Raw genomic sequence first — 17412 nt, 5'->3', positions numbered from 1 at the left:
GCCCCCGCATCCAGCCAATCAGTCGGGCAAGGCGGCCGCCCGACGTATTAAAATATCAGGCCGGCAGGCCGGGCCGGTCGAGGTTGTTGGGCGAGAGCGTGAAAATCTCGCAGCCCGTGTCGGTCACACCGATCGTGTGCTCATACTGTGCCGACAGCGAACGGTCCCGCGTCACCGCCGTCCAGCCATCCGACAGCACCTTCACATGCGGCCGGCCGAGATTGATCATTGGCTCGATGGTGAAGATCATGCCGGGCCGCATCTCGACGCCTTCATTGGCGCTGCCATAGTGCAGGATGTTGGGGGCGTCGTGGAAGAGCTGTCCGACGCCATGGCCGCAGAAGTCTCGCACCACCGAGCAGCGCTCCGCCTCGGCAAAAGTCTGGATGGCGGCGCCGATGGCGCCGGTGCGGGCACCAGGCCTGACGGCGGCGATCCCGCGCATCAGGCATTCATGGGTGACCTCGAGCAGGCGTTCGGCCGCGCGCTTGATGGTGCCGACCGGATACATGCGCGAGGAATCACCATGCCAGCCATCGAGAATGTAGGTGACGTCGATGTTGACGATGTCGCCATCCTTCAGCGGCTTGTTGTCGGGAATGCCGTGACAGACGACGTGGTTGATCGAGGTGCAGGACGATTTCGTGTAGCCGCGGTAGTTGAGCGTCGCCGGCAGCGCGCCGTGATCCATGCCGAACTCGAAGACGAAACGGTCGATGGCGTCCGTGGTGACGCCGGGCGCGACCATCGGCACCAGCGCGTCCAGGCAACGGGCGGTGAGGTCACATGCCTTGCGCATGCCGGCAAAACCCTCCTCGCCATAGAGGCGGATCTGGCCGGTGTTTCTGAGAGGGGCCGTGGCGGCGTCGAGATAGGTGACCATTTTGTCCGTATAGAAAGGTGGGCGCTGCGGGAGTGCTGGCGTGAATATCCCGCCAGATTTGGCACTTGAGGGCAAAAGGTTCAAGGAAGAACTGGCTGATGCGGCCTTGGCTGGCTGGATATTCGTCTCGTTGGTGCAATTTCTATCGGTTTTGCACGGTTGCTTTCCTTTCCGGCCATCCTGCGCTAGGGCGGATATATGTTTTGGAGATCGCGTCCATTACCCAAGCGTGCCAGATCGCTTGAAGCTTCGCTGACGGCAGCCTGCTCATGTCTGATGGGCTTGGTGCTGCTGACGATGCTGTGCCTCGGCAGGCCCGATGTTCCCACTTTCGCGGACCCGGCCCAGACCGGCGCCAGCGTTGGCCTGGAACGGTCGGGCGAGGTCGCGGCGCTGCAGCGTGTCACCAACAAGGCGCAGGCGCTGGAGGTTCGCACAGCCCGGCCGGTGCTGGCCAAGTTCGCCGGCTTCCATCCGACCTTGCCGGCTCCGCAAGCTGTTTTCCTTTATTTGGACCGGATTTCCCCGGCCGCACCCGTTGCCGGATCCGGCATGGTGTCCGCGCTCTGCGCGAGCACCAATCAGCCGCGTGCGCCGCCCTCCACGCAGGCTTGAGCGGTCCAGGACCGCACGTTCATCCCATTCCAAGCCATTCGCGTCGCGACCCGTGCGGCGGCCTTCAGCCGCGCATGGGTGGCGTGGCGCGCCATTTCCGGATCATTGCAATGCAACAACGTATCAAGACATTCAAAAGCCTGACACGTGCGGCCTCGGCTGCTTCCTTTCTGTCCGTTCAGGCCTTCATTTGTATCGGAACCGTCTATTGGGCGGTCGCCGAGACGCTCTATCTGTCAGGAACCGGGGCGCTCATCCTTGGTGCCCTGTTCGCCTTGCCGTCGGCCTATGTTCTCTTGACGGTGGTGCGCATGGCTTTCGATGCAGAGACCGACCCGGCCAATCAATAGCGGCGCCGTCGAGTGAAAGTTCTGCCGGACCGGCTGGTGCCCGGCAGGACTTTCCTCGGCCTGTCTGCAAGCAAAAAACGGCCGTTTCCGCAGTCACGACACATTTGCGTGGCACTGAGCGGGCAAAGCAACTTTTGACGACGAACGGCGTTGCCTGGGCGACGCCAGTTCGGGAGATTGCCGATGGATAGATTGCAATTCGAGGTGCCGGTGCGCATTGCGCAAGGCCCCGGCTTGCCCGTCGAGGAGATTTACAGCGTCGAGCAGGCGCTGGATTTCCTCCAGGACTGGCCGGCGCGCCGGCAGGGACCGGTGTATCAGAAAGCCTTCAATGCCTGCTTCGGCGCCACGGTGGACGTGGTCAAGACCGAGGATGCCTGCCGGGCGTTCATGGCGTTCTGCCGTGTCACCGGACTGATGGCCAGCGACATGATGGCGCCGCGCAAGCGTGGCGGCGAGGCAAGCCTGCTGCGGGCCTGAGGGGTGCTTCGCCTGTTCCGATCGACCAACTCCGTTTTCTCGACCAAGTTGGCTTGAGTGTGCGTGGTGATCTCGTGCCTGGATCATCATCTGCATTTCCTCGCACGGTGATGCATCGACAGCGGCGTTAAGCTTCCGTTTCCACCTTGGCGGCTACGCCATTGCTTGTTCAGCAATGGTTGATTCGTTGCGTCAGTTCAGGTTTGGAAGATGTCCCCAGAAAAAGTCCGTGCATTCCCGATCGACCGTCAGCTGTTCTTGATCAGGGAAGTTGCAGCCAAGCTAGACAATCTGCATGGCGAGCCTGCAGCCTCGTTCTGGAGGGCTAAAGCAGCCGAGTTGCTCGACCTGGTTGTCGGGTCGGGCAGGGACAGAGCAACCGCCAGTGATGAAGTGCGGAGGTTTTTCCTGGCCGTACAGAGAGAGCTTTCGGCTGGACTAGCGACTGAGTCGGCTCCAGTTCTTTCCGCCTAAAAGAAGATATTTCCTTCCAGGCAGCACCTGCCTACGCCTTCGTTGTCCAGGGGGCAGGGGTGGCTGAGGACGCGGTCACCGTCAACGGGCGGAGATGGTGTTCGATGAGGCTGACATCGAAGCGACATCGCGTGACCTCGATACATCAAAGTTAAATGCGGAGGATTCGCTTCGTTGCTAATAATAAGGTGGCGGGGGCTGCTCGGGAGGAGCGCCCATGGAAATACGAGACCTCGTTGCCAAGATTTCAGCCGGGCTGCTGAAGCGCCGTGGCAATGCCCTATCGCTGTCCATCAAGCCGATTCGCGCATCCTTGGCGGATATTCCCCTTAAATCGCGGCAAAAGCCCGCGCATCGCCCACCGCCTCCGATTCGTCCTGCCAGCAACATGTAGTTCGAAGGCTTTTGCCCAGGCGGAAGGTGCCGCACAGTGCTGACGTTCCAGCGCCGCGTGAGTTTCTTGCGTATCGCGACCTCTGCGTGCACCGATCAGCCGACGGCCCACTGTCAATCGAAGCCCTCATCAAAAATGAACCGAACTTTTTAGCCGTTCCTTCATATATGCATGTTTTCTAATTTAAGTTATGACTTTCAATTGCTTCGCCCGAATTCGGATCATGGCGACCGGTATAGGCCGGAGCACACGGGCGAATGTTGCCACCATCTTCGCCCTCACCCTGCCGATCGTCGTCGGCGCGGCCGGCTTTGGCGTGGAGACCTCCTACTGGTATTACAACAGCCTGAGACTACAGGCGACGGCCGATGCCGCGGCCTATGCCGGCGCGCTTGAACAGATCTCGGGTTCCGACAAGCCGACGATCATCGCGGCCGCGACGCAATCGGCAGCGACAAACGGGCTGGGCTCGGGCACGATCGTGGTCAATACGCCGCCGGCGTCCGGGCCGAATACGGCGAAGAAGGCGGTCGAGGTCATCGTCGCTCAGAACCTCAACCGGATGTTCACCTCGATCTTCACACAAGGTCAGGTGCCCGAGCAGGCGAGGGCGGTGGCCCTCATCACCGACGCCTCGAAGTCCTGCATGACCGCGCTCGATGCGACCGCCTCGCAAGCTGTGCTGTTTTCCGGCAATACCAGCGTAAAGGTCACCGGCTGCGTGGTGATGTCCAATTCGAACGCTTCGGACGCCATCAAGCTCCAGGGCTCGGCAGCACTGCAGGTCGATTGCCTGATATCGGCGGGCGGCGTTTCTCTCAGCAATCCGGTTACGACCGTCTGCCCGGCCCCGATCACCCAGGCGCTGCCTGTCGCCGATCCATTCGCCGACCTGCCGACCCCGGCCGCCTCGAACCCTTGCCAGAATGCCAACAAGTCGACATTGAAGCCCGGCACCTACTGCAGCGGACTCAGCCTTAGCGGTAGCGTTACCCTCCAGCCGGGCGTCTATGTCGTTCAGGGCAATCTGAAGATAAACGCCAACGCTTCCGTCACCGGCAGCGGGGTGACTATCTTCATGTCAGGCAGCTCGACGGTCAGCATGAATGGCAACGCCTCCGTGCAGCTCAGTGCGCCGACTTCGGGCGCCTATTCAGGCGTTCTCTTTTATGGCGACAGGGCCGGCAGCAGTGCATCCAGCACGTTCAACGGTACAGCCGACTCGCTGCTGACTGGGGCCATCTACTTCCCAAGACAGCAGATCAGCTATCTCGGCAATTTCTCGGGCAACGGCGGCTGCACCCAAGTCGTCGCCGATACGATACAATGGTCAGGCAGTTCAACCATCAATCAGGATTGCACCAGCCTCGGAATGCGCGACATTCCGGCCGCGCAGTCCGTGGCACTGGTCGAGTAGCCTCCCGTGGAACGCCGATCAAAGCCGATCCTTGGCGACCGTTCTGGCGTTGCCGCGGTCGAGTTCGCCATGGTCCTGCCCTTCCTGTGCGCGGCGCTGCTCGGTATCATCGACGGCTGGTCCTATGTGACGAACTCGCTGTCGATGCGTGCCGGCGTCAAGACCGCCGCGAACCTGATCATGGAAGGGTCGACGAATGATACGGCGACGCAAGCCGTTGCCATTTCGAGCTGGGAGAAACGGCCGGCGGACGGCCAGGTCACGCTAAGCCGGATCTATATGTGCGGGACGACCGTGGTCGACGCCTCCACGCTGTGCAGCGGACCAAAGGTGCCGTCGGTCTATGTTCAGATCCAGGCATCGGCCACCTGGACGCCGCCCTTCACCTTCGGCGTCTTTTCCGCTTCCAGCGTCATCGGCCATCTGGAGGTGATCCGTGTTCGCTAGGACGTCTCACCGCTTCGCGGAAATGGCGAAACGCCCTAGCTCTTTGTTTTGTCGCGATTCCTTGGGGACAGCGCTGCGCGCTTTTCCCCGGACAACCGGCTCACACTTTTCCTGGAATTGCGCCAGGCAAAGCGCCTTCCGGCGAGATCGATCAGGCGGATCCGGGTTGGAGTTCGCGCTGATCGCACCGTTCCTCATCATATTGCTGTTCGGGATCTTCGCCCTGGGCTGGTCGATGCATTCGGTGTCCAGCGTTCGCTATACGCTGGAGACATCATCGCGCTCGCTGCAGCTTCAGAACACGCTGACCCAGGCCGACATCCAATCGATCGCCACGCAGAAATTGCAGGCCTTGGGTTTGAAGGATGTGAACGTGACGATCGCTATCGACCCGGCAAGCGGCGGTTTCCGCATGGCGCATCTGACCGCCACCTATGCCTTCGTCGTCGATTTTCCTTACCTCGACACCTTTCCGATCAACTACGCCACCACTGTTACCGTGCCGCTGGTCGGCGGTTAGTCAATACGGCGCTGACGCGAGCTTCCGCGTTTCAGCCGGCATGGTCCAGCAGTCTTATGGTGGTGTCACGGCGATGTTCGGAATTGGCGCGATCGATGCCTTCCACGGTGATCGCGAAGGTTCCGTTCTCGATCCTTCCAATCCAGCCCTTCGCTTTCAGGTACCAGAGATGAAACTCAAGATGTTCTCGTGGACAGCCTGACAAACGTTCGATTTCTGTATCGCCAATGCCGGGATTGTTTACGTCTTGTCGGCGTTTGACGTAGAGCAGGGAGAGCAATTTTGCCTGAATGGCCACATCACGTTCGATGGTTGTGTTGTTGCTGGCTTCCCCAATCAACTCCGTTCGCAGATTCAAATGGTCCTTGTGCTGAATGTCATACCGCGCGCGCTTGACAGGGTCTTTGAGAACATTGTGGGCTTCCAGGATTTCGCTGAACCGTGATTCATCGCCGGTGTCCTGATTGTCAGGATGGTAGCGCATGGCAAAATAGCGGAATACCCGTTCTATCGTTTCCGAGTTGGCGTTCGGGCTGATTTCCAGGAGTTCGTAGTAGTCAACGAACAAGATGGCGCCCCCACAACATCGCTATTGCGCACACCGTCGAGAGCATGACCGCTGAAGCCAAGAAACAACGGTCCTCAACTTGCGGCTTGGATTGGCGCGAACTGAAGCCGATCGAGAGAATCCGCGCGTGACATTGCAATCAGCCGCGCAACGTCGAAGGCGGCCAGAATGATGAAAACAGCCGTGAGGTTAAGGAAGGCGGGTGATGCAAAAAAGCTCCCGCTCGGATCATAGCTGCTCAGTTCCATGGCGCTCTACCCCTTCAGCGACCTGATGGTTTGGATAATGATCCGGCTTTATGAGGAACACAAGCGCATGCTAATAAGATGGTTGATGCGGTTACTCTGGGACTCAGGGAAGGGGCGGCTCTAGCGTGGAGCGGGAGCGGGAGCGGGAGCGGGAGCAGGAGCAGGAGGCGGCAGTGCTGCGCTACCGCCTCGCCGCGGAGGAGCGCGCATTGACCACTCTGGCGCGCAGCGGGAGGCGTCCGAGCGGGCCGGACGATGCGGCCGCGTAACTTGCGGCGACCGGTCCTTCTTCTGTCCCGTAATGGATCAATTGTCGCTGGCACAACAATTGCATTGTCAGCATAGCCGGCTGTTGGGACCGGCAATTGGGGCGAGGTTGGGGCAGGCCTCGCCGCTTCGCAAATGGAGCGGCGAGGTTTCTGCGTTCAAGCAGATTGCAGGGTGCAACCGGAGACACAGCGACTGGCCATAGGCGGGCGGGCGCCAGGACGCGCGGGAAGCCTCTGCCGCGTAGGACAGCGCCAGCGGGAAACGCTCGCTCGTGACGCCAACTAGGCGGCTTAACGCCTCACCTAAGGATAAAGTACAGCGGAACGAGTATCGAGAATGCCGCGACAGCGGTCAGAAAAATGTCTGTAGTCATGAGCCCCCGCTCGGAATTTCATGACCATCTCACATTCAATTAGCTAAAATGCAAATGAACTCGCGGCCGGCCATTCGAATCTTGCGCGCTCGATCCTGTCGAGGAACATAATCTATCGTTGCGGCGACCCCTCAAAACGGCGATCGCCAATGGCCAGAACCATCCCTTCCAAGCAGCTATCGCAGGCTGAAGTCGAGCGCTTTCTGATGGCAGCGGAAGGCACTCCGCAAGAGCATCATGAAGCCGCTGATATCGCCCAAGCAGCGAGCACTTCCGAGCGCTCCAAAGGACACACGATGCGCCTTCGGCTGTGTAGGCCAACAGGCGCCCAGGGTTCCACGGCAGTGCGGCCCGGCACCCTATAGATTGGGATGTGAATAGGACGCCGGGCCTGACCGACGGGCTGTTTTGTGAGCAACAGCGACGCCGGCTGGTCAATATATGTGCTAATGCTAATATAATTGCAGCGTACGAATGAAGGAACAGCCGGGAGGAGATGATGTCGATCCGCGACGAACTGCAGGAGCTTTGGGATATCTACGTTGCGGCCTATCGAGATGGGGATGCTGCCGGTTGCGCAGCGGTATTCACACCTGATGCGGAATTGCATTCCCCCTATGCGCCGCCGGCTCGCGGCCGCGCGGCGATAGAGGCGCTGCATGGCGTCTGGACTCAACACGCCATCCCCGACAAAACACTAGCCATTATGGAGGCGGGGACTTCCGGGCACCTGGCATGGTCTCTGGCGGCCTATTCGGAGGGTGAGGCCACCGGAAATGGAACTTCACTCAGCGTCTTTGAGCGACAGGCTGCTGGCGGAGGCTGGTTGATCCGCATGTGCAGTCTCAACAGCACCGATCCCGGCCAATGACCGACAAGCCGGCCTAGATCGCCAGCGTCTTCGACAGGGCGCACTGGTGCACTATCCTGACTACAGAGGATGAAGGTGAAGCCCAGGTGCTGGAGTAGGCGATGCTTCAGGATGGCGCGCGAGGGCTCGGGTCGAGGAGATCACCCCGAAGCCGAAGAAGCGCTAAAGGGCTCGGCGCAGACGGCGATAGGTCCGGTGATGGAATGGCGAGTCTCTGAAAGTCCGCCGCATTCGGACATGCCGGATTCGGCGTGGGTGGCGTCCACCCTGCACGCGAAATTGTTTGCTTTGCCATTTTGACCGATTCCTTGGAATCGGCCGGCTCCGGGCGATATTGGCCAAAAATTGGACAGTAAGGACGGGGAGGTCGCCAAGTGTTTGAAAAGTCTGGTACGCCCAAGGGGAATCGAACCCCTGTTACCGCCGTGAAAGGGCGGTGTCCTAACCGCTAGACGATGGGCGCGCTCAGACGAAGCGGCTTATACTGACGTTGTGCGCAACCGGCAACCCGTCAGGTGCCGGCTTGGACAACTTTTTTCCAGTCCTTGGAAACGATGGGGTTTCGCCATGGCTGCACGGCTTGCCGGCCAGGGGAAACGCCCATCGTTTCGTCATTCTGGGCCGAGCAAGGAGCGCAGCGACGCGGCACAGACCCCAGAACCCATGCCCCGACTCAGGGGCGCTGCAGCGGTGCAGTGGCGCTTTGGCCAATCTCGAAAGTTTTGAGAATTGTCCAATGGACCGATGTTGTCTGCCCGCAGGCTCCGGCCCGTCAAATCGCGCCGTTCAGCCGTCGTCACCGCCGCTGCGCCGGCGGCAGCGCCAGTTCCAGTCGCGCTCGGGCCCGACATCGACGTGTACCGATTCGGTGTGGCAATAGGTGCCGACGCCACCGCGGCCGGGCATGGTCCTGATGTAGTTCGCCAGTTCCCATTTGGAGACGCCGGGAACCTGGATGTCGGCGGCGGCGCAGTACATGTGCAGCGAGTTCTTGGCACCGTTGGCGCGGCGGTTGCGGGCGGGGTCGCGGTAGCCAGACGTGACCACCATCTTGCGGCCGTAATGGCCTTCGATCGTCTTCAGCACGCGCACCAGCGAGGGCTTCAGGCAGGCGACATCGACGCTTTCGTTCTGCTTCAGCAGGCCGTTGGGCGCGAGCCGGGCCATGCCGGCGGCGGACGCAACCTGATAGCTGCCACCGATTGGACCCTCGTCCTCATTGAGGTCGACGTCGCTTTCGTCGTCGAGGCCGGATTTGCGCTTGATCTCGAACAGGGCGGTCTGGCGCACGCCAGGCAAGGCATCGCTGCCAGTGATATGACCGGCGTCGTCACCGGTCGAGGCCAACTGTATCGGCTTTGCCGTGGAGTCGGCCGAGGCCAAAGTGATGATCGGCTTTGCCGCCGCGGCGGGCGCGGGCTTGGCCTGTGCGGTCGGCTGTTCGCCCGATCGCGTGTTGATGAGCGGAGCCGGTGTGGCCGAAGCGGGCGTGGCGCCGAACATCGAGGCCAGGAAGCCCCGTTTCCTCGGCGCCTCGGCTTGTGGCGTCTCACCGGCGGTCACATAGACCGGATTGTTCATCACCGGCGCCGCGGCTGGCTTCGGCGTTGTCACCGCGGCATCGGCGGCAGCGATCTTCTGGGCGACTGCGTCGGTCTGCTGCGCCGTCTGGGCCGGCTGCTGCAAGGCCTGCGGCGTTTGTCCCGCGATCGTTTCAGCGCCGGCCGGCGTTATCAGCGGAAAGGCTGGTTGGGGCTTGGCCATCGGTACGTAAGCGACTTTTTCGGGGAGCGCGGTATCGCCTTCGCTCATCACGGTCGTTTGCATGGCCGTTGTCTGCGATGTCGACTCGGCGGTGGCGGCGGACTTGCCGGTGGCGGCCGCGTTGATGTCAGAGGCTGAGGCATTGTAGCCGGGCATTCCGACCGACATTGTCGGGTCGCCGGCCGATGTGCAGGAGGCCAGGAGCACACAGCAGAGCGCTGCCAAGATGGCGCTGCGTTCTCCCTTTGCGAGGCTCCATCCTGCTGATTTCAAACTCAAATTCCCCCTCGATGTCCGGTCGGTACGTCCTTGGCTCAGCACTGGAAGTCGCTGTCCAAGGTGACCTTTGTCTCCGATCCGGAAACGAGACCTGTGTCAAATCCGCAAGCCTGGAAGTATTTCTGCAGTGATTGCCGAATTAGGGCTGCTTGATGGTTGACGACACCATTTCGCCCGCTTTTGCCGGGCCGTCAACTCACCACACATTACAGTCCGTTACACACGCACCTTCACATAGCTGCCGGGAGCATCGCCCAAGGTTTTCATATGCTTGCCGGGTTTGCGGGCAGGCACGCGGGTGTTGTCCTTGGCCTCGATCCAGCCTTGCCAGTGCGGCCACCACGACCCGGGATGCTCTACGGCCTTGGCAATCCATTGGCCGAAATCGCCTTCCGGTTTGCCGCCAGTCCAATACTGGTACTTGCCGGAGGCGGGCGGATTGACGACACCGGCTATGTGGCCCGATCCCGCCATCACGTAGTCGACCTTGCCGCCGAAATATTTCGAGCCGAGGAAGACGGACAGCGCCGGCGCGATGTGATCTTCCCGCGAGGCGAGGTTGTAGATCGGAATGGTGATATCGCCGAGCGAGACCGTATGCCCGGCCAGCTCCATCGTGCCGCGCGAGAGGTTGTTCTCGAGATAGCAATTGCGCAGGTAGAAGGAATGGTTGGCTGCCGCCATGCGGGTCGAATCGGCATTCCAGTAGAGCAGGTCGAAGGGCAGGGGGTCCTTGCCGCGCATGTAGTTGTTGACGACATAGGGCCAGATCAGGTCGCCGGAGCGCAGCATGTTGAAGGCGGTCGCCATCTTGGTGCCGTCGAGATAGCCCTTCTCGTTCATCGATTTCTCCACCGCCGCGACCTGTTCCTCGTCGACGAAGACCTTGAGGTCACCGGCATAGGTGAAGTCGACCTGCGTGGTGAAGAAAGTGGCTGACTTGATGCGGTCGTCGCCTTCCCTGGCCATCAGAGCCAGCGCGGCCGCCAGCAGCGTGCCGCCGACGCAGTAGCCGATCGCGTTGACATCCCGCTCGCCGGTTGCCTCCGCGATCGTGTCGAGGGCGTATTGCAGGCCTTCCCTGATATAGGCTTCCCACCCCTTCGCGCCGTGGCGCTCGTCCGGATTGATCCAGGAGATCACGAAGACGGTGTGGCCCTGCTCGATGGCCCAGCGGATGAAGGATTTCTGCGGGTTGAGGTCGAGTATGTAGAACTTGTTGATCCAGGGCGGGCAGATCAGCAGCGGGCGCTTCAGCACCGTCTCGGTCGCCGGATCATACTGGATGATCTCGGCGACATCGCTGCGGCCGACCACCTTGCCGGGTGTGGTGGCGATGTTCCTGCCGATCTCGAAAGGCGAATAGTCGGCCTGGCGCAGTTTCAGGTCGCCCTTGCCGGCGGCGATGTCCTCGGCCAGCATCTTCATGCCGCGCACCAGGTTCTCGCCGTTGGAAGCTACGGTCTCGCGGAAAAGCTCGGGGTTGGTCAGGATGAAATTCGACGGCGAGATGGCATTGGACACCTGCTTGACGTAGAAGCTCGCCTTGTGGCGGGTGTGCTCGTCGAGACCTTCGGCGTGCTCGACCAGTTCGGACGCCCAGCGCGAGGTGACGAGATAGGCCTGCTTGAGGAAATCGAAGAAGGCGTTGCGGCCCCATTCCGGATCCTGGAAACGCTTGTCGCCGCGCTCCGGCTTGATGGCGTCGTCTTGGCCTTCGGCGTTGGGGCTGACGCGCTGGATGGCGTTCGCCCACACGGTCATGTAGCCGGCGAACAGCCGCGTCTGCGCTTCGAGCGCGCGCTGCGGGTCGGCGAGCCAGTATTCGCTCAGCTTGGAAAACGTCTTGACCATGTCGACGACCGGTTCGGCGACGTGGTCGCGCACTTCGCCGCGCTCGCGCGGTTCGGCCCAGGCGGACGCCGCCTTGCCGGCCTGCTCGATCATGCGCGCCATGTTCAACGCGAAGCGCTCCGGATCCTTCACCAGATATTGCTCGACGGTCGAAGGCTCGTCATCTTCCGTTTTGCCCGAATCGGGTGTTTTGGACATGGTTCGCGGGGTTCCTCCCGAAGCGTTTTCTTGACATATTAACATGGGACATCCGACAGGGTCCAATCTCGCTCTACCTCGGCTGCCAAGGAAACAATATGACGATTAATATTGGCGAGACTGTTTTTTTTGATGCCGCACGCTTTTGCCGCATCGGCGCGGCGATCGTCCTTTTGGGGATCGCCGGGTGTTCGAGCACGAATACCGGCGCTCCGGTGCCGATGGCCGAGAATGCAGGTCCAAAGGATACCGGCACCTTTCCGAACCTCAACATCCCGCCCAAAGTGGCGAACAAGCAGCTCACGCCAGCCGAGACGAACGCCAAGCTCGCCGAACTCAAGGCTGACGGCGCCGCGCAAGGCGCCAAAAGCAGCGGCGGCGCTGCGGTCGCCAATCAGGCGGCACTGGCGGACCTGGCCGCGAAACATGGTCCCCAGGCGCTGAAGCAGATCGAAGGCAAATGCGATCCCGCCCTCGACCCTACCTGCAAATGAGTATATAGCGCGCGCCCAATAGCCCCTTTTGCTGTCTGGAACTGCCATGGAAGAGTTTCACAAGGTCCGCCGGCTTCCGCCTTACGTGTTCGAGCAGGTCAACCGGCTCAAGGCCAGCGCCCGTTCGCGCGGCGCCGACATCATCGACCTCGGCATGGGCAATCCGGACCTGCCGACGCCCAAGGCCATCGTCGATAAATTGTGCGAAGTGGTGCGCGATCCGCGCACGCATCGCTATTCCTCCTCGCGCGGCATTCCCGGCCTGCGCCGCGCCCAGGCCGCCTACTATCAGCGCCGCTTCGGCGTGAAGCTCAACCCCGACACGCAGGTGGTGGCCACGCTCGGCTCGAAGGAAGGCTTCGCCAACATGGCGCAGGCGATCACCGCGCCTGGCGACGTCATCCTGTGCCCGAACCCGACCTATCCGATCCATGCCTTCGGCTTCATCATGTCGGGCGGCGTCATCCGTTCGCTGCAGGTCGAGCCGGACGATGGTTTCATTCCAGCGCTGGAGCGCGGCGTTCGCCACTCGATCCCGAAGCCGCTGGCGCTGATCCTGAACTATCCGTCGAACCCGACGGCGCTGGTCGCTTCGCTCGACTTCTACAAGGACGTGGTGGCGTTCGCGAAGAAGAACGACATCATCATCCTGTCCGACCTTGCCTATTCGGAGATCTATTTCGACGGCAACCCGCCGCCTTCGGTGCTGCAGGTGCCGGGCGCCATCGATGTCTGCGTCGAATTCACCTCGATGTCTAAGACGTTCTCCATGCCCGGCTGGCGCATGGGTTTTGCCGTCGGCAATGAGCGGCTGATCTCGGCGTTGACCAGGGTGAAGTCCTATCTCGACTACGGCGCCTTCACGCCGATCCAGGTGGCGGCGGCCCATGCGCTCAACGGCGACGGCGCCGATATCGCCGAGGTGCGCGAGGTCTACCACAAGCGCCGCGACGTGATGGTCGATTCCTTCGGGCGCGCCGGCTGGAACATTCCAGCTCCCGCCGCCTCGATGTTCGCCTGGGCGCCGATCCCCGAACCGTTCAAGCATCTGGGCTCGCTCGAATTCTCCAAGCTGCTCATCGAGCACGCTGATGTGGCGGTGGCGCCCGGTGTCGGCTTCGGCGAACATGGCGACGATTTCGTGCGCCTGGCGCTGGTCGAGAACGAGCACCGGATCCGCCAGGCGGCGCGCAACATCAAACGCTTCCTGTCGACCAGCGCCAAGCAGCCCAACAATGTGGTGCCGCTGTCCGCCCACCGGTAAGCAAAAATTCGATCTGATTTTGAGGGACGTCGCCTTCCATGGCTGAAGCTCTGCGTGTTGGAATTGCCGGACTTGGCACGGTCGGTGCATCGGTGGCGCGGGTGCTGCGCGACAAGGCGGCCGAGCTGACCCGGCAATGCGGGCGCGACATCGTCGTGTCGGCGGTTTCGGCGCGCGACCCGAAACGCGACCGTGGCGTCGATGTCAGCGCCGCAAAATGGTTCGACGATCCGGTCAAGATGGCGCAGACGGCCGAGATCGACGTGTTCATCGAACTGATCGGCGGCGACGAGGGGCCGGCGCGCCTGTCGGTGAAGGCCGCGCTCGAAGCCGGCCGCCACGTCGTCACCGCCAACAAGGCGCTGCTCGCCAAGCATGGCGTGGCGCTGGCCGAGATCGCCGAGAAGAAGGGCGTGCTGCTCAACTACGAGGCGGCGGTGGCGGGCGGCATTCCCGTCATCAAAACGATGCGCGAGGCGATGGCCGGCAATTCGGTCAATCGCGTGTTCGGCATTCTCAACGGCACCTGCAACTACATCCTGACCCGCATGGAGGCCGAAGGCATCTCGTTCGATGCCTGCCTGAAGGACGCGCAGCGACTGGGTTACGCCGAGGCCGATCCGACCTTCGACATCGAGGGTCACGACACCGCGCACAAGCTGTCGATCCTGACCAGCCTTGCCTTCGGCACCAAGATCGCCGCCAACGACATCTATATGGAAGGCATTTCCAACATCACCCAGGCCGACATCCGCGCGGCCGGCGATCTCGGCTACCGGATCAAGCTGCTCGGCGTTGCTCAGCGCACCGAAAGCGGCATCGAGCAGCGCGTGCATCCGACCATGGTGCCGACCGCTTCCGTCATCGCGCAGGTGCATGGCGTCACCAATGCGGTGGCGATCGAGACCGACATTCTCGGCGAATTGTTGCTTTCAGGCCCCGGCGCCGGCGGCAACGCCACTGCCTCGGCCGTCATCGGCGACATCGCCGACATTGCCAAGAGCCGGCCCGGCTTCCAGCATGGTCCGGTCTTCGGCCTGCCGGCGAAGGAGCTCAGGCCCTACAAGAAGGCTCAGATGCGCAGCCATGCCGGCGGCTACTTCATCCGGCTGACGGTGCATGATCGCATCGGCGTCTTCGCCGCGATCGCCAAGCGCATGGCCGACAACGATATTTCGCTGGAATCGATCGTCCAGCATGCTGTCAGCGGCGAGGCGGCGGCGCAGAAGACGGTGATCCTCGTCACCCACGAGACCACCGAGGCCGCCGTGCGCAAGGCCGTCGACGGCATCACCAAGGACGGTCACCTGACCGACAAGCCGCAGGTCATCCGCATCGAGCGGGCAGGGTAGCTTCGTCCCGGGGTAACAATCCCCGCCGGCCTTTCGGTCGACCCGATGGCGATCAGCCCCAACTGGGCGGAACGAATTCGTTGCGGCGCCGTTCTCTTGGTCAGCAACCAAGGGAGCCGCTTCATGGCCGATACCAACAAGTCCGACACCCCAGCCATCGACGATATCCAGAAAACGCTGGAAAAGCAGATTGCTGAACTGCGCAAGGAGATCACCAAGATCAACAAGAGCATTTCGGCAAGGGGCGCGGAAATGCTCGATGATGCCAGCGAACAGGCTTCGGATTTTTATGAGACGGCTTCGGCACGCGCGTCGCGCACAGCGCAGCAGCTGCGCAGTCAGGCCCAGGCGGTTTCGGAAGTTGCGCGAGAAAACCCGGGCACGACGACCGCCGTGATCGGCGTGATCGGCCTGCTCGGCTTTCTGGCCGGGATTGCCGTCGGCCAGTCGATGAACAACGACACGTCGCGCCGCTGGTATTGAGTGCGCCGGCCTTGAGCCGGCTTTGCCGGCTCGTCTTCCCGTTTCAGGAAATCATTTGAAGGAGGGCGTCGTGGCTTCATCCGTGTTGATCGGCATCTTGATCACATTCCTTGTCATTATTCTCGTTCTCTATCTCGTGCAGCGCCTGCCGCTCGACGCCAGGATGCGGCAGATCGTGCAGGTCATCGTCATCATCATCGGCATCATTTCGCTGCTCAGATATCTCGCGGTTTTCTAGATCGCGAGACCCACCTTTTTTGCTTCTTCAAGGCGGCCCGGTCGTTTCCGACCGGGCCGCGATCGTGTCGGAAATGCGGTTCAATCGATTGATATTGCTGGCCTTTCGATAAAACGTTCGGCAGGTCTTGCCGTTGTCATGCTCGTTTGACAAAACAGGCCCGCCTCCGGCGGGAGGCGTATGCCAACGAGGATTTGCCGAACATGAATGTGGCCCAGAACATCGTCGCCGGCCTTGACCGGATACTCACCATGGAACTGGTGCGCGTCACCGAAAGGGCCGCCGTGGCCGCCGCCAGGCTGCGCGGCCGTGGCGATGAAAAGGCTGCCGACCAGGTGGCTGTCGACGCCATGCGCCAGGAACTCAACCGCCTTGCCATCAAGGGCACGGTGGTGATCGGCGAGGGCGAACGCGACGAGGCACCCATGCTTTATATCGGCGAGGAGGTCGGCACCGGCAAAGGACCGGCAGTCGACATAGCGCTCGATCCGCTCGAAGGCACGACAATCTGCGCCAAGAACCTGCCCAACGCGCTTGCCGTCATCGCCATCGCCGAAAAGGGCAGTCTGCTGTTCGCGCCAGACGTCTATATGGACAAGATCGCCATCGGTCCGGGCTATGCCGAAGGCGTCATCGACATCGACGCGTCGCCGGCCGAGAACATCGCGAGTCTGGCGCAAGCCAAGGGCGTTGCGGTTTCCGACATCACCACCTGCATCCTCGACCGGCCGCGCCATGCCAAGCTGATCGATGCCGTGCGCGCCACGGGAGCGGCGATCCGGCTGATCGGCGACGGCGATGTCGCCGGCGTCATCCACACCACCGACCCGGAGGAAACCGGCATCGACCTATATCTCGGCACCGGCGGTGCGCCGGAAGGTGTGCTGGCCGCGGCCGCATTGCGCTGCACCGGCGGCCAGATGCAGGGCCGGCTTATCCTCGATACGCCGGAGAAGGTCTCGCGCGCCGCCAAGATGGGCATTTCCGATCCGAAGCGGGTCTACCATGCGGAAGACATGGCGCGCGGCGACGTGCTGTTCGCGGCCACCGGCGTCACCGACGGCAACATGCTGGCCGGCGTCAAGTTCGGCCGCACCTATATCACCACCCACACCATCGTGCTGCGCTCGTCGTCACGGACCGTGCGTGAGATCAAGGCGCGGCACCAGGATCTGGATAAGTTCTAGGCCTGCTTGCGAAGCCGCACCGCAGTTGCTAGCCCTTGGCTGCATCTGAACCTGGCGGCGCAAGGATTGACGATGAATGCGTTCGACTGGCACGCGGATCCGATTTCGCGTGCCACGCCCATCACGAAATCCTATCGCAACACCCAGAATGTGCGCCGCTTTTTCACGCGCGAATGCGGCGATACGTTCAGGTTCGATCGGCCTTTCATGGCCTGGCTCAAGGACGGCCGGGAAAAGACGATGGGGGACGCGGCCGACGAATGGATCCGGCGCCAGGCTGAAAAGCGGAAAGCGTAGTTTTCTTGAACTCTCCTGCGACGCCACCCGCCGCGAACCGCCTGGTTCTGCCTGTCTTTGGCCCTAAAGCGCGTCGCGTTCACGCGCAGCAC

21 protein-coding genes and 1 tRNA gene are annotated in these 17412 nt (G+C 61.7%); 16 read left to right on the top strand and 6 right to left on the bottom strand.

The genetic code is table 11. From position 1 onward, the window contains the following. Positions 1 to 55 precede the first annotated feature (55 nt). On the bottom strand, positions 56 to 883 hold the full coding sequence (gene map, locus ACLGL5_RS25395) for a type I methionyl aminopeptidase (RefSeq protein WP_019858485.1): 828 nt from the start codon (positions 881 to 883) through the stop codon (positions 56 to 58). Between the two features lie 285 nt (positions 884 to 1168). On the opposite strand from map, the gene ACLGL5_RS25390 reads away from it, so the two are divergent. The 8 genes from ACLGL5_RS25390 to ACLGL5_RS25355 all read left to right on the top strand — a co-directional run bounded on the left by ACLGL5_RS25390 (position 1169) and on the right by ACLGL5_RS25355 (position 5580). Further along, positions 1169 to 1498, top strand: a complete 330-nt coding sequence (locus ACLGL5_RS25390; protein WP_141700941.1) for a hypothetical protein — start codon at positions 1169 to 1171, stop codon at positions 1496 to 1498. A gap of 74 nt (positions 1499 to 1572) precedes the next feature. Continuing rightward, positions 1573 to 1848, top strand: a complete 276-nt coding sequence (locus ACLGL5_RS25385; protein ID WP_019858483.1) for a hypothetical protein — start codon at positions 1573 to 1575, stop codon at positions 1846 to 1848. 183 nt (positions 1849 to 2031) lie between these two features. Then, positions 2032 to 2328 (top strand): DUF982 domain-containing protein, encoded by a 297-nt coding sequence (locus ACLGL5_RS25380; protein WP_038647195.1) that lies wholly within the window; start codon positions 2032 to 2034, stop codon positions 2326 to 2328. A 210-nt stretch (positions 2329 to 2538) separates the two neighbouring features. After that, positions 2539 to 2802: a DUF6074 family protein gene (locus ACLGL5_RS25375; protein ID WP_038647194.1), complete on the top strand. Its 264-nt coding sequence runs from the start codon at positions 2539 to 2541 to the stop codon at positions 2800 to 2802. 217 nt (positions 2803 to 3019) lie between these two features. Beyond that, positions 3020 to 3196, top strand: coding sequence for a hypothetical protein (locus tag ACLGL5_RS25370; protein ID WP_155249097.1), 177 nt, complete (start codon positions 3020 to 3022; stop codon positions 3194 to 3196). 190 nt (positions 3197 to 3386) lie between these two features. After that, positions 3387 to 4613, top strand: a complete 1227-nt coding sequence (locus tag ACLGL5_RS25365) for a pilus assembly protein TadG-related protein (protein WP_069092284.1) — start codon at positions 3387 to 3389, stop codon at positions 4611 to 4613. A 6-nt stretch (positions 4614 to 4619) separates the two neighbouring features. Further along, positions 4620 to 5060 carry a TadE/TadG family type IV pilus assembly protein gene (locus tag ACLGL5_RS25360; protein ID WP_069092283.1) on the top strand — a complete coding sequence of 147 codons (441 nt, stop codon included), beginning with the start codon at positions 4620 to 4622 and terminating at the stop codon, positions 5058 to 5060. 166 nt (positions 5061 to 5226) lie between these two features. Further along, positions 5227 to 5580 (top strand): TadE family protein, encoded by a 354-nt coding sequence (locus ACLGL5_RS25355; RefSeq protein ID WP_223217723.1) that lies wholly within the window; start codon positions 5227 to 5229, stop codon positions 5578 to 5580. A gap of 31 nt (positions 5581 to 5611) precedes the next feature. Here the strand turns inward: ACLGL5_RS25355 and ACLGL5_RS25350 are convergent, their stop codons facing one another. Next, entirely contained in the window at positions 5612 to 6148 is a 537-nt protein-coding gene (locus ACLGL5_RS25350; RefSeq protein ID WP_019858477.1) for a DnaJ domain-containing protein, read from the bottom strand. A gap of 74 nt (positions 6149 to 6222) precedes the next feature. Next, positions 6223 to 6396 carry a hypothetical protein gene (locus tag ACLGL5_RS25345; RefSeq protein WP_171903293.1) on the bottom strand — a complete coding sequence of 58 codons (174 nt, stop codon included), beginning with the start codon at positions 6394 to 6396 and terminating at the stop codon, positions 6223 to 6225. Between the two features lie 1142 nt (positions 6397 to 7538). Here ACLGL5_RS25345 and ACLGL5_RS25340 point away from each other — a divergent pair. After that, positions 7539 to 7910 carry a YybH family protein gene (locus tag ACLGL5_RS25340; RefSeq protein ID WP_245307154.1) on the top strand — a complete coding sequence of 124 codons (372 nt, stop codon included), beginning with the start codon at positions 7539 to 7541 and terminating at the stop codon, positions 7908 to 7910. Between the two features lie 388 nt (positions 7911 to 8298). Here ACLGL5_RS25340 and ACLGL5_RS25335 read toward each other — a convergent pair. The 3 genes from ACLGL5_RS25335 to ACLGL5_RS25325 all read right to left on the bottom strand — a co-directional run bounded on the left by ACLGL5_RS25335 (position 8299) and on the right by ACLGL5_RS25325 (position 12005). Further along, a tRNA-Glu gene (locus ACLGL5_RS25335) sits at positions 8299 to 8373 on the bottom strand. Positions 8374 to 8696: 323 nt separating this feature from the next. Continuing rightward, positions 8697 to 9953, bottom strand: a complete 1257-nt coding sequence (locus tag ACLGL5_RS25330; protein WP_069092280.1) for a YcbK family protein — start codon at positions 9951 to 9953, stop codon at positions 8697 to 8699. Positions 9954 to 10169: 216 nt separating this feature from the next. Beyond that, positions 10170 to 12005 (bottom strand): PHA/PHB synthase family protein, encoded by a 1836-nt coding sequence (locus ACLGL5_RS25325; protein WP_064984205.1) that lies wholly within the window; start codon positions 12003 to 12005, stop codon positions 10170 to 10172. Here ACLGL5_RS25325 and ACLGL5_RS25320 point away from each other — a divergent pair. The 7 genes from ACLGL5_RS25320 to ACLGL5_RS25290 all read left to right on the top strand — a co-directional run bounded on the left by ACLGL5_RS25320 (position 11993) and on the right by ACLGL5_RS25290 (position 17320). Next, positions 11993 to 12499: a hypothetical protein gene (locus ACLGL5_RS25320; RefSeq protein ID WP_038652827.1), complete on the top strand. Its 507-nt coding sequence runs from the start codon at positions 11993 to 11995 to the stop codon at positions 12497 to 12499. The two genes, ACLGL5_RS25325 and ACLGL5_RS25320, sit on opposite strands and share 13 nt — an antisense overlap. A 46-nt stretch (positions 12500 to 12545) precedes the next feature. Further along, positions 12546 to 13763 (top strand): LL-diaminopimelate aminotransferase, encoded by a 1218-nt coding sequence (locus tag ACLGL5_RS25315; protein ID WP_019858471.1) that lies wholly within the window; start codon positions 12546 to 12548, stop codon positions 13761 to 13763. A 38-nt stretch (positions 13764 to 13801) separates the two neighbouring features. Continuing rightward, positions 13802 to 15115: a homoserine dehydrogenase gene (locus ACLGL5_RS25310; protein ID WP_019858470.1), complete on the top strand. Its 1314-nt coding sequence runs from the start codon at positions 13802 to 13804 to the stop codon at positions 15113 to 15115. A 123-nt stretch (positions 15116 to 15238) separates the two neighbouring features. Continuing rightward, the gene (locus ACLGL5_RS25305) at positions 15239 to 15598 is read left to right on the top strand and encodes a hypothetical protein (RefSeq protein WP_027046898.1); all 360 of its coding nucleotides are present in this window, start codon (positions 15239 to 15241) and stop codon (positions 15596 to 15598) included. A 70-nt stretch (positions 15599 to 15668) separates the two neighbouring features. After that, complete coding sequence (locus ACLGL5_RS25300; protein ID WP_080643948.1) at positions 15669 to 15836, top strand: Thivi_2564 family membrane protein; 168 nt, start codon at positions 15669 to 15671, stop codon at positions 15834 to 15836. Positions 15837 to 16039: 203 nt separating this feature from the next. Next, positions 16040 to 17023, top strand: coding sequence for a class II fructose-bisphosphatase (gene glpX, locus ACLGL5_RS25295; RefSeq protein WP_069092279.1), 984 nt, complete (start codon positions 16040 to 16042; stop codon positions 17021 to 17023). Positions 17024 to 17095: 72 nt separating this feature from the next. Continuing rightward, on the top strand, positions 17096 to 17320 hold the full coding sequence (locus tag ACLGL5_RS25290) for a DUF6434 domain-containing protein (protein ID WP_069092278.1): 225 nt from the start codon (positions 17096 to 17098) through the stop codon (positions 17318 to 17320). The last annotated feature ends 92 nt before the right edge of the window (positions 17321 to 17412 follow it).

This window comes from Mesorhizobium sp. U510 (genome assembly GCF_059180695.1).
This window is presented reverse-complemented; position numbering and strand designations above follow the sequence as displayed.

What these genes read in the sequence shown, in the direction of transcription:
- ACLGL5_RS25370 (WP_155249097.1), top strand. Translation starts at nt 3,020, where the DNA reads ATGGAAATACGAGACCTCGTTGCCAAGATTTCAGCCGGGCTGCTGAAG.
- ACLGL5_RS25290 (WP_069092278.1), top strand. Translation starts at nt 17,096, where the DNA reads ATGAATGCGTTCGACTGGCACGCGGATCCGATTTCGCGTGCCACGCCC.
- ACLGL5_RS25380 (WP_038647195.1), top strand. Translation starts at nt 2,032, where the DNA reads ATGGATAGATTGCAATTCGAGGTGCCGGTGCGCATTGCGCAAGGCCCC.
- ACLGL5_RS25345 (WP_171903293.1), bottom strand. Translation starts at nt 6,396, where the DNA reads ATGGAACTGAGCAGCTATGATCCGAGCGGGAGCTTTTTTGCATCACCC.
- ACLGL5_RS25305 (WP_027046898.1), top strand. Translation starts at nt 15,239, where the DNA reads ATGGCCGATACCAACAAGTCCGACACCCCAGCCATCGACGATATCCAG.
- ACLGL5_RS25310 (WP_019858470.1), top strand. Translation starts at nt 13,802, where the DNA reads ATGGCTGAAGCTCTGCGTGTTGGAATTGCCGGACTTGGCACGGTCGGT.
- glpX (WP_069092279.1), top strand. Translation starts at nt 16,040, where the DNA reads ATGAATGTGGCCCAGAACATCGTCGCCGGCCTTGACCGGATACTCACC.
- ACLGL5_RS25325 (WP_064984205.1), bottom strand. Translation starts at nt 12,005, where the DNA reads ATGTCCAAAACACCCGATTCGGGCAAAACGGAAGATGACGAGCCTTCG.
- ACLGL5_RS25375 (WP_038647194.1), top strand. Translation starts at nt 2,539, where the DNA reads ATGTCCCCAGAAAAAGTCCGTGCATTCCCGATCGACCGTCAGCTGTTC.
- ACLGL5_RS25315 (WP_019858471.1), top strand. Translation starts at nt 12,546, where the DNA reads ATGGAAGAGTTTCACAAGGTCCGCCGGCTTCCGCCTTACGTGTTCGAG.
- ACLGL5_RS25365 (WP_069092284.1), top strand. Translation starts at nt 3,387, where the DNA reads ATGACTTTCAATTGCTTCGCCCGAATTCGGATCATGGCGACCGGTATA.
- map (WP_019858485.1), bottom strand. Translation starts at nt 883, where the DNA reads ATGGTCACCTATCTCGACGCCGCCACGGCCCCTCTCAGAAACACCGGC.
- ACLGL5_RS25385 (WP_019858483.1), top strand. Translation starts at nt 1,573, where the DNA reads ATGGGTGGCGTGGCGCGCCATTTCCGGATCATTGCAATGCAACAACGT.
- ACLGL5_RS25340 (WP_245307154.1), top strand. Translation starts at nt 7,539, where the DNA reads ATGTCGATCCGCGACGAACTGCAGGAGCTTTGGGATATCTACGTTGCG.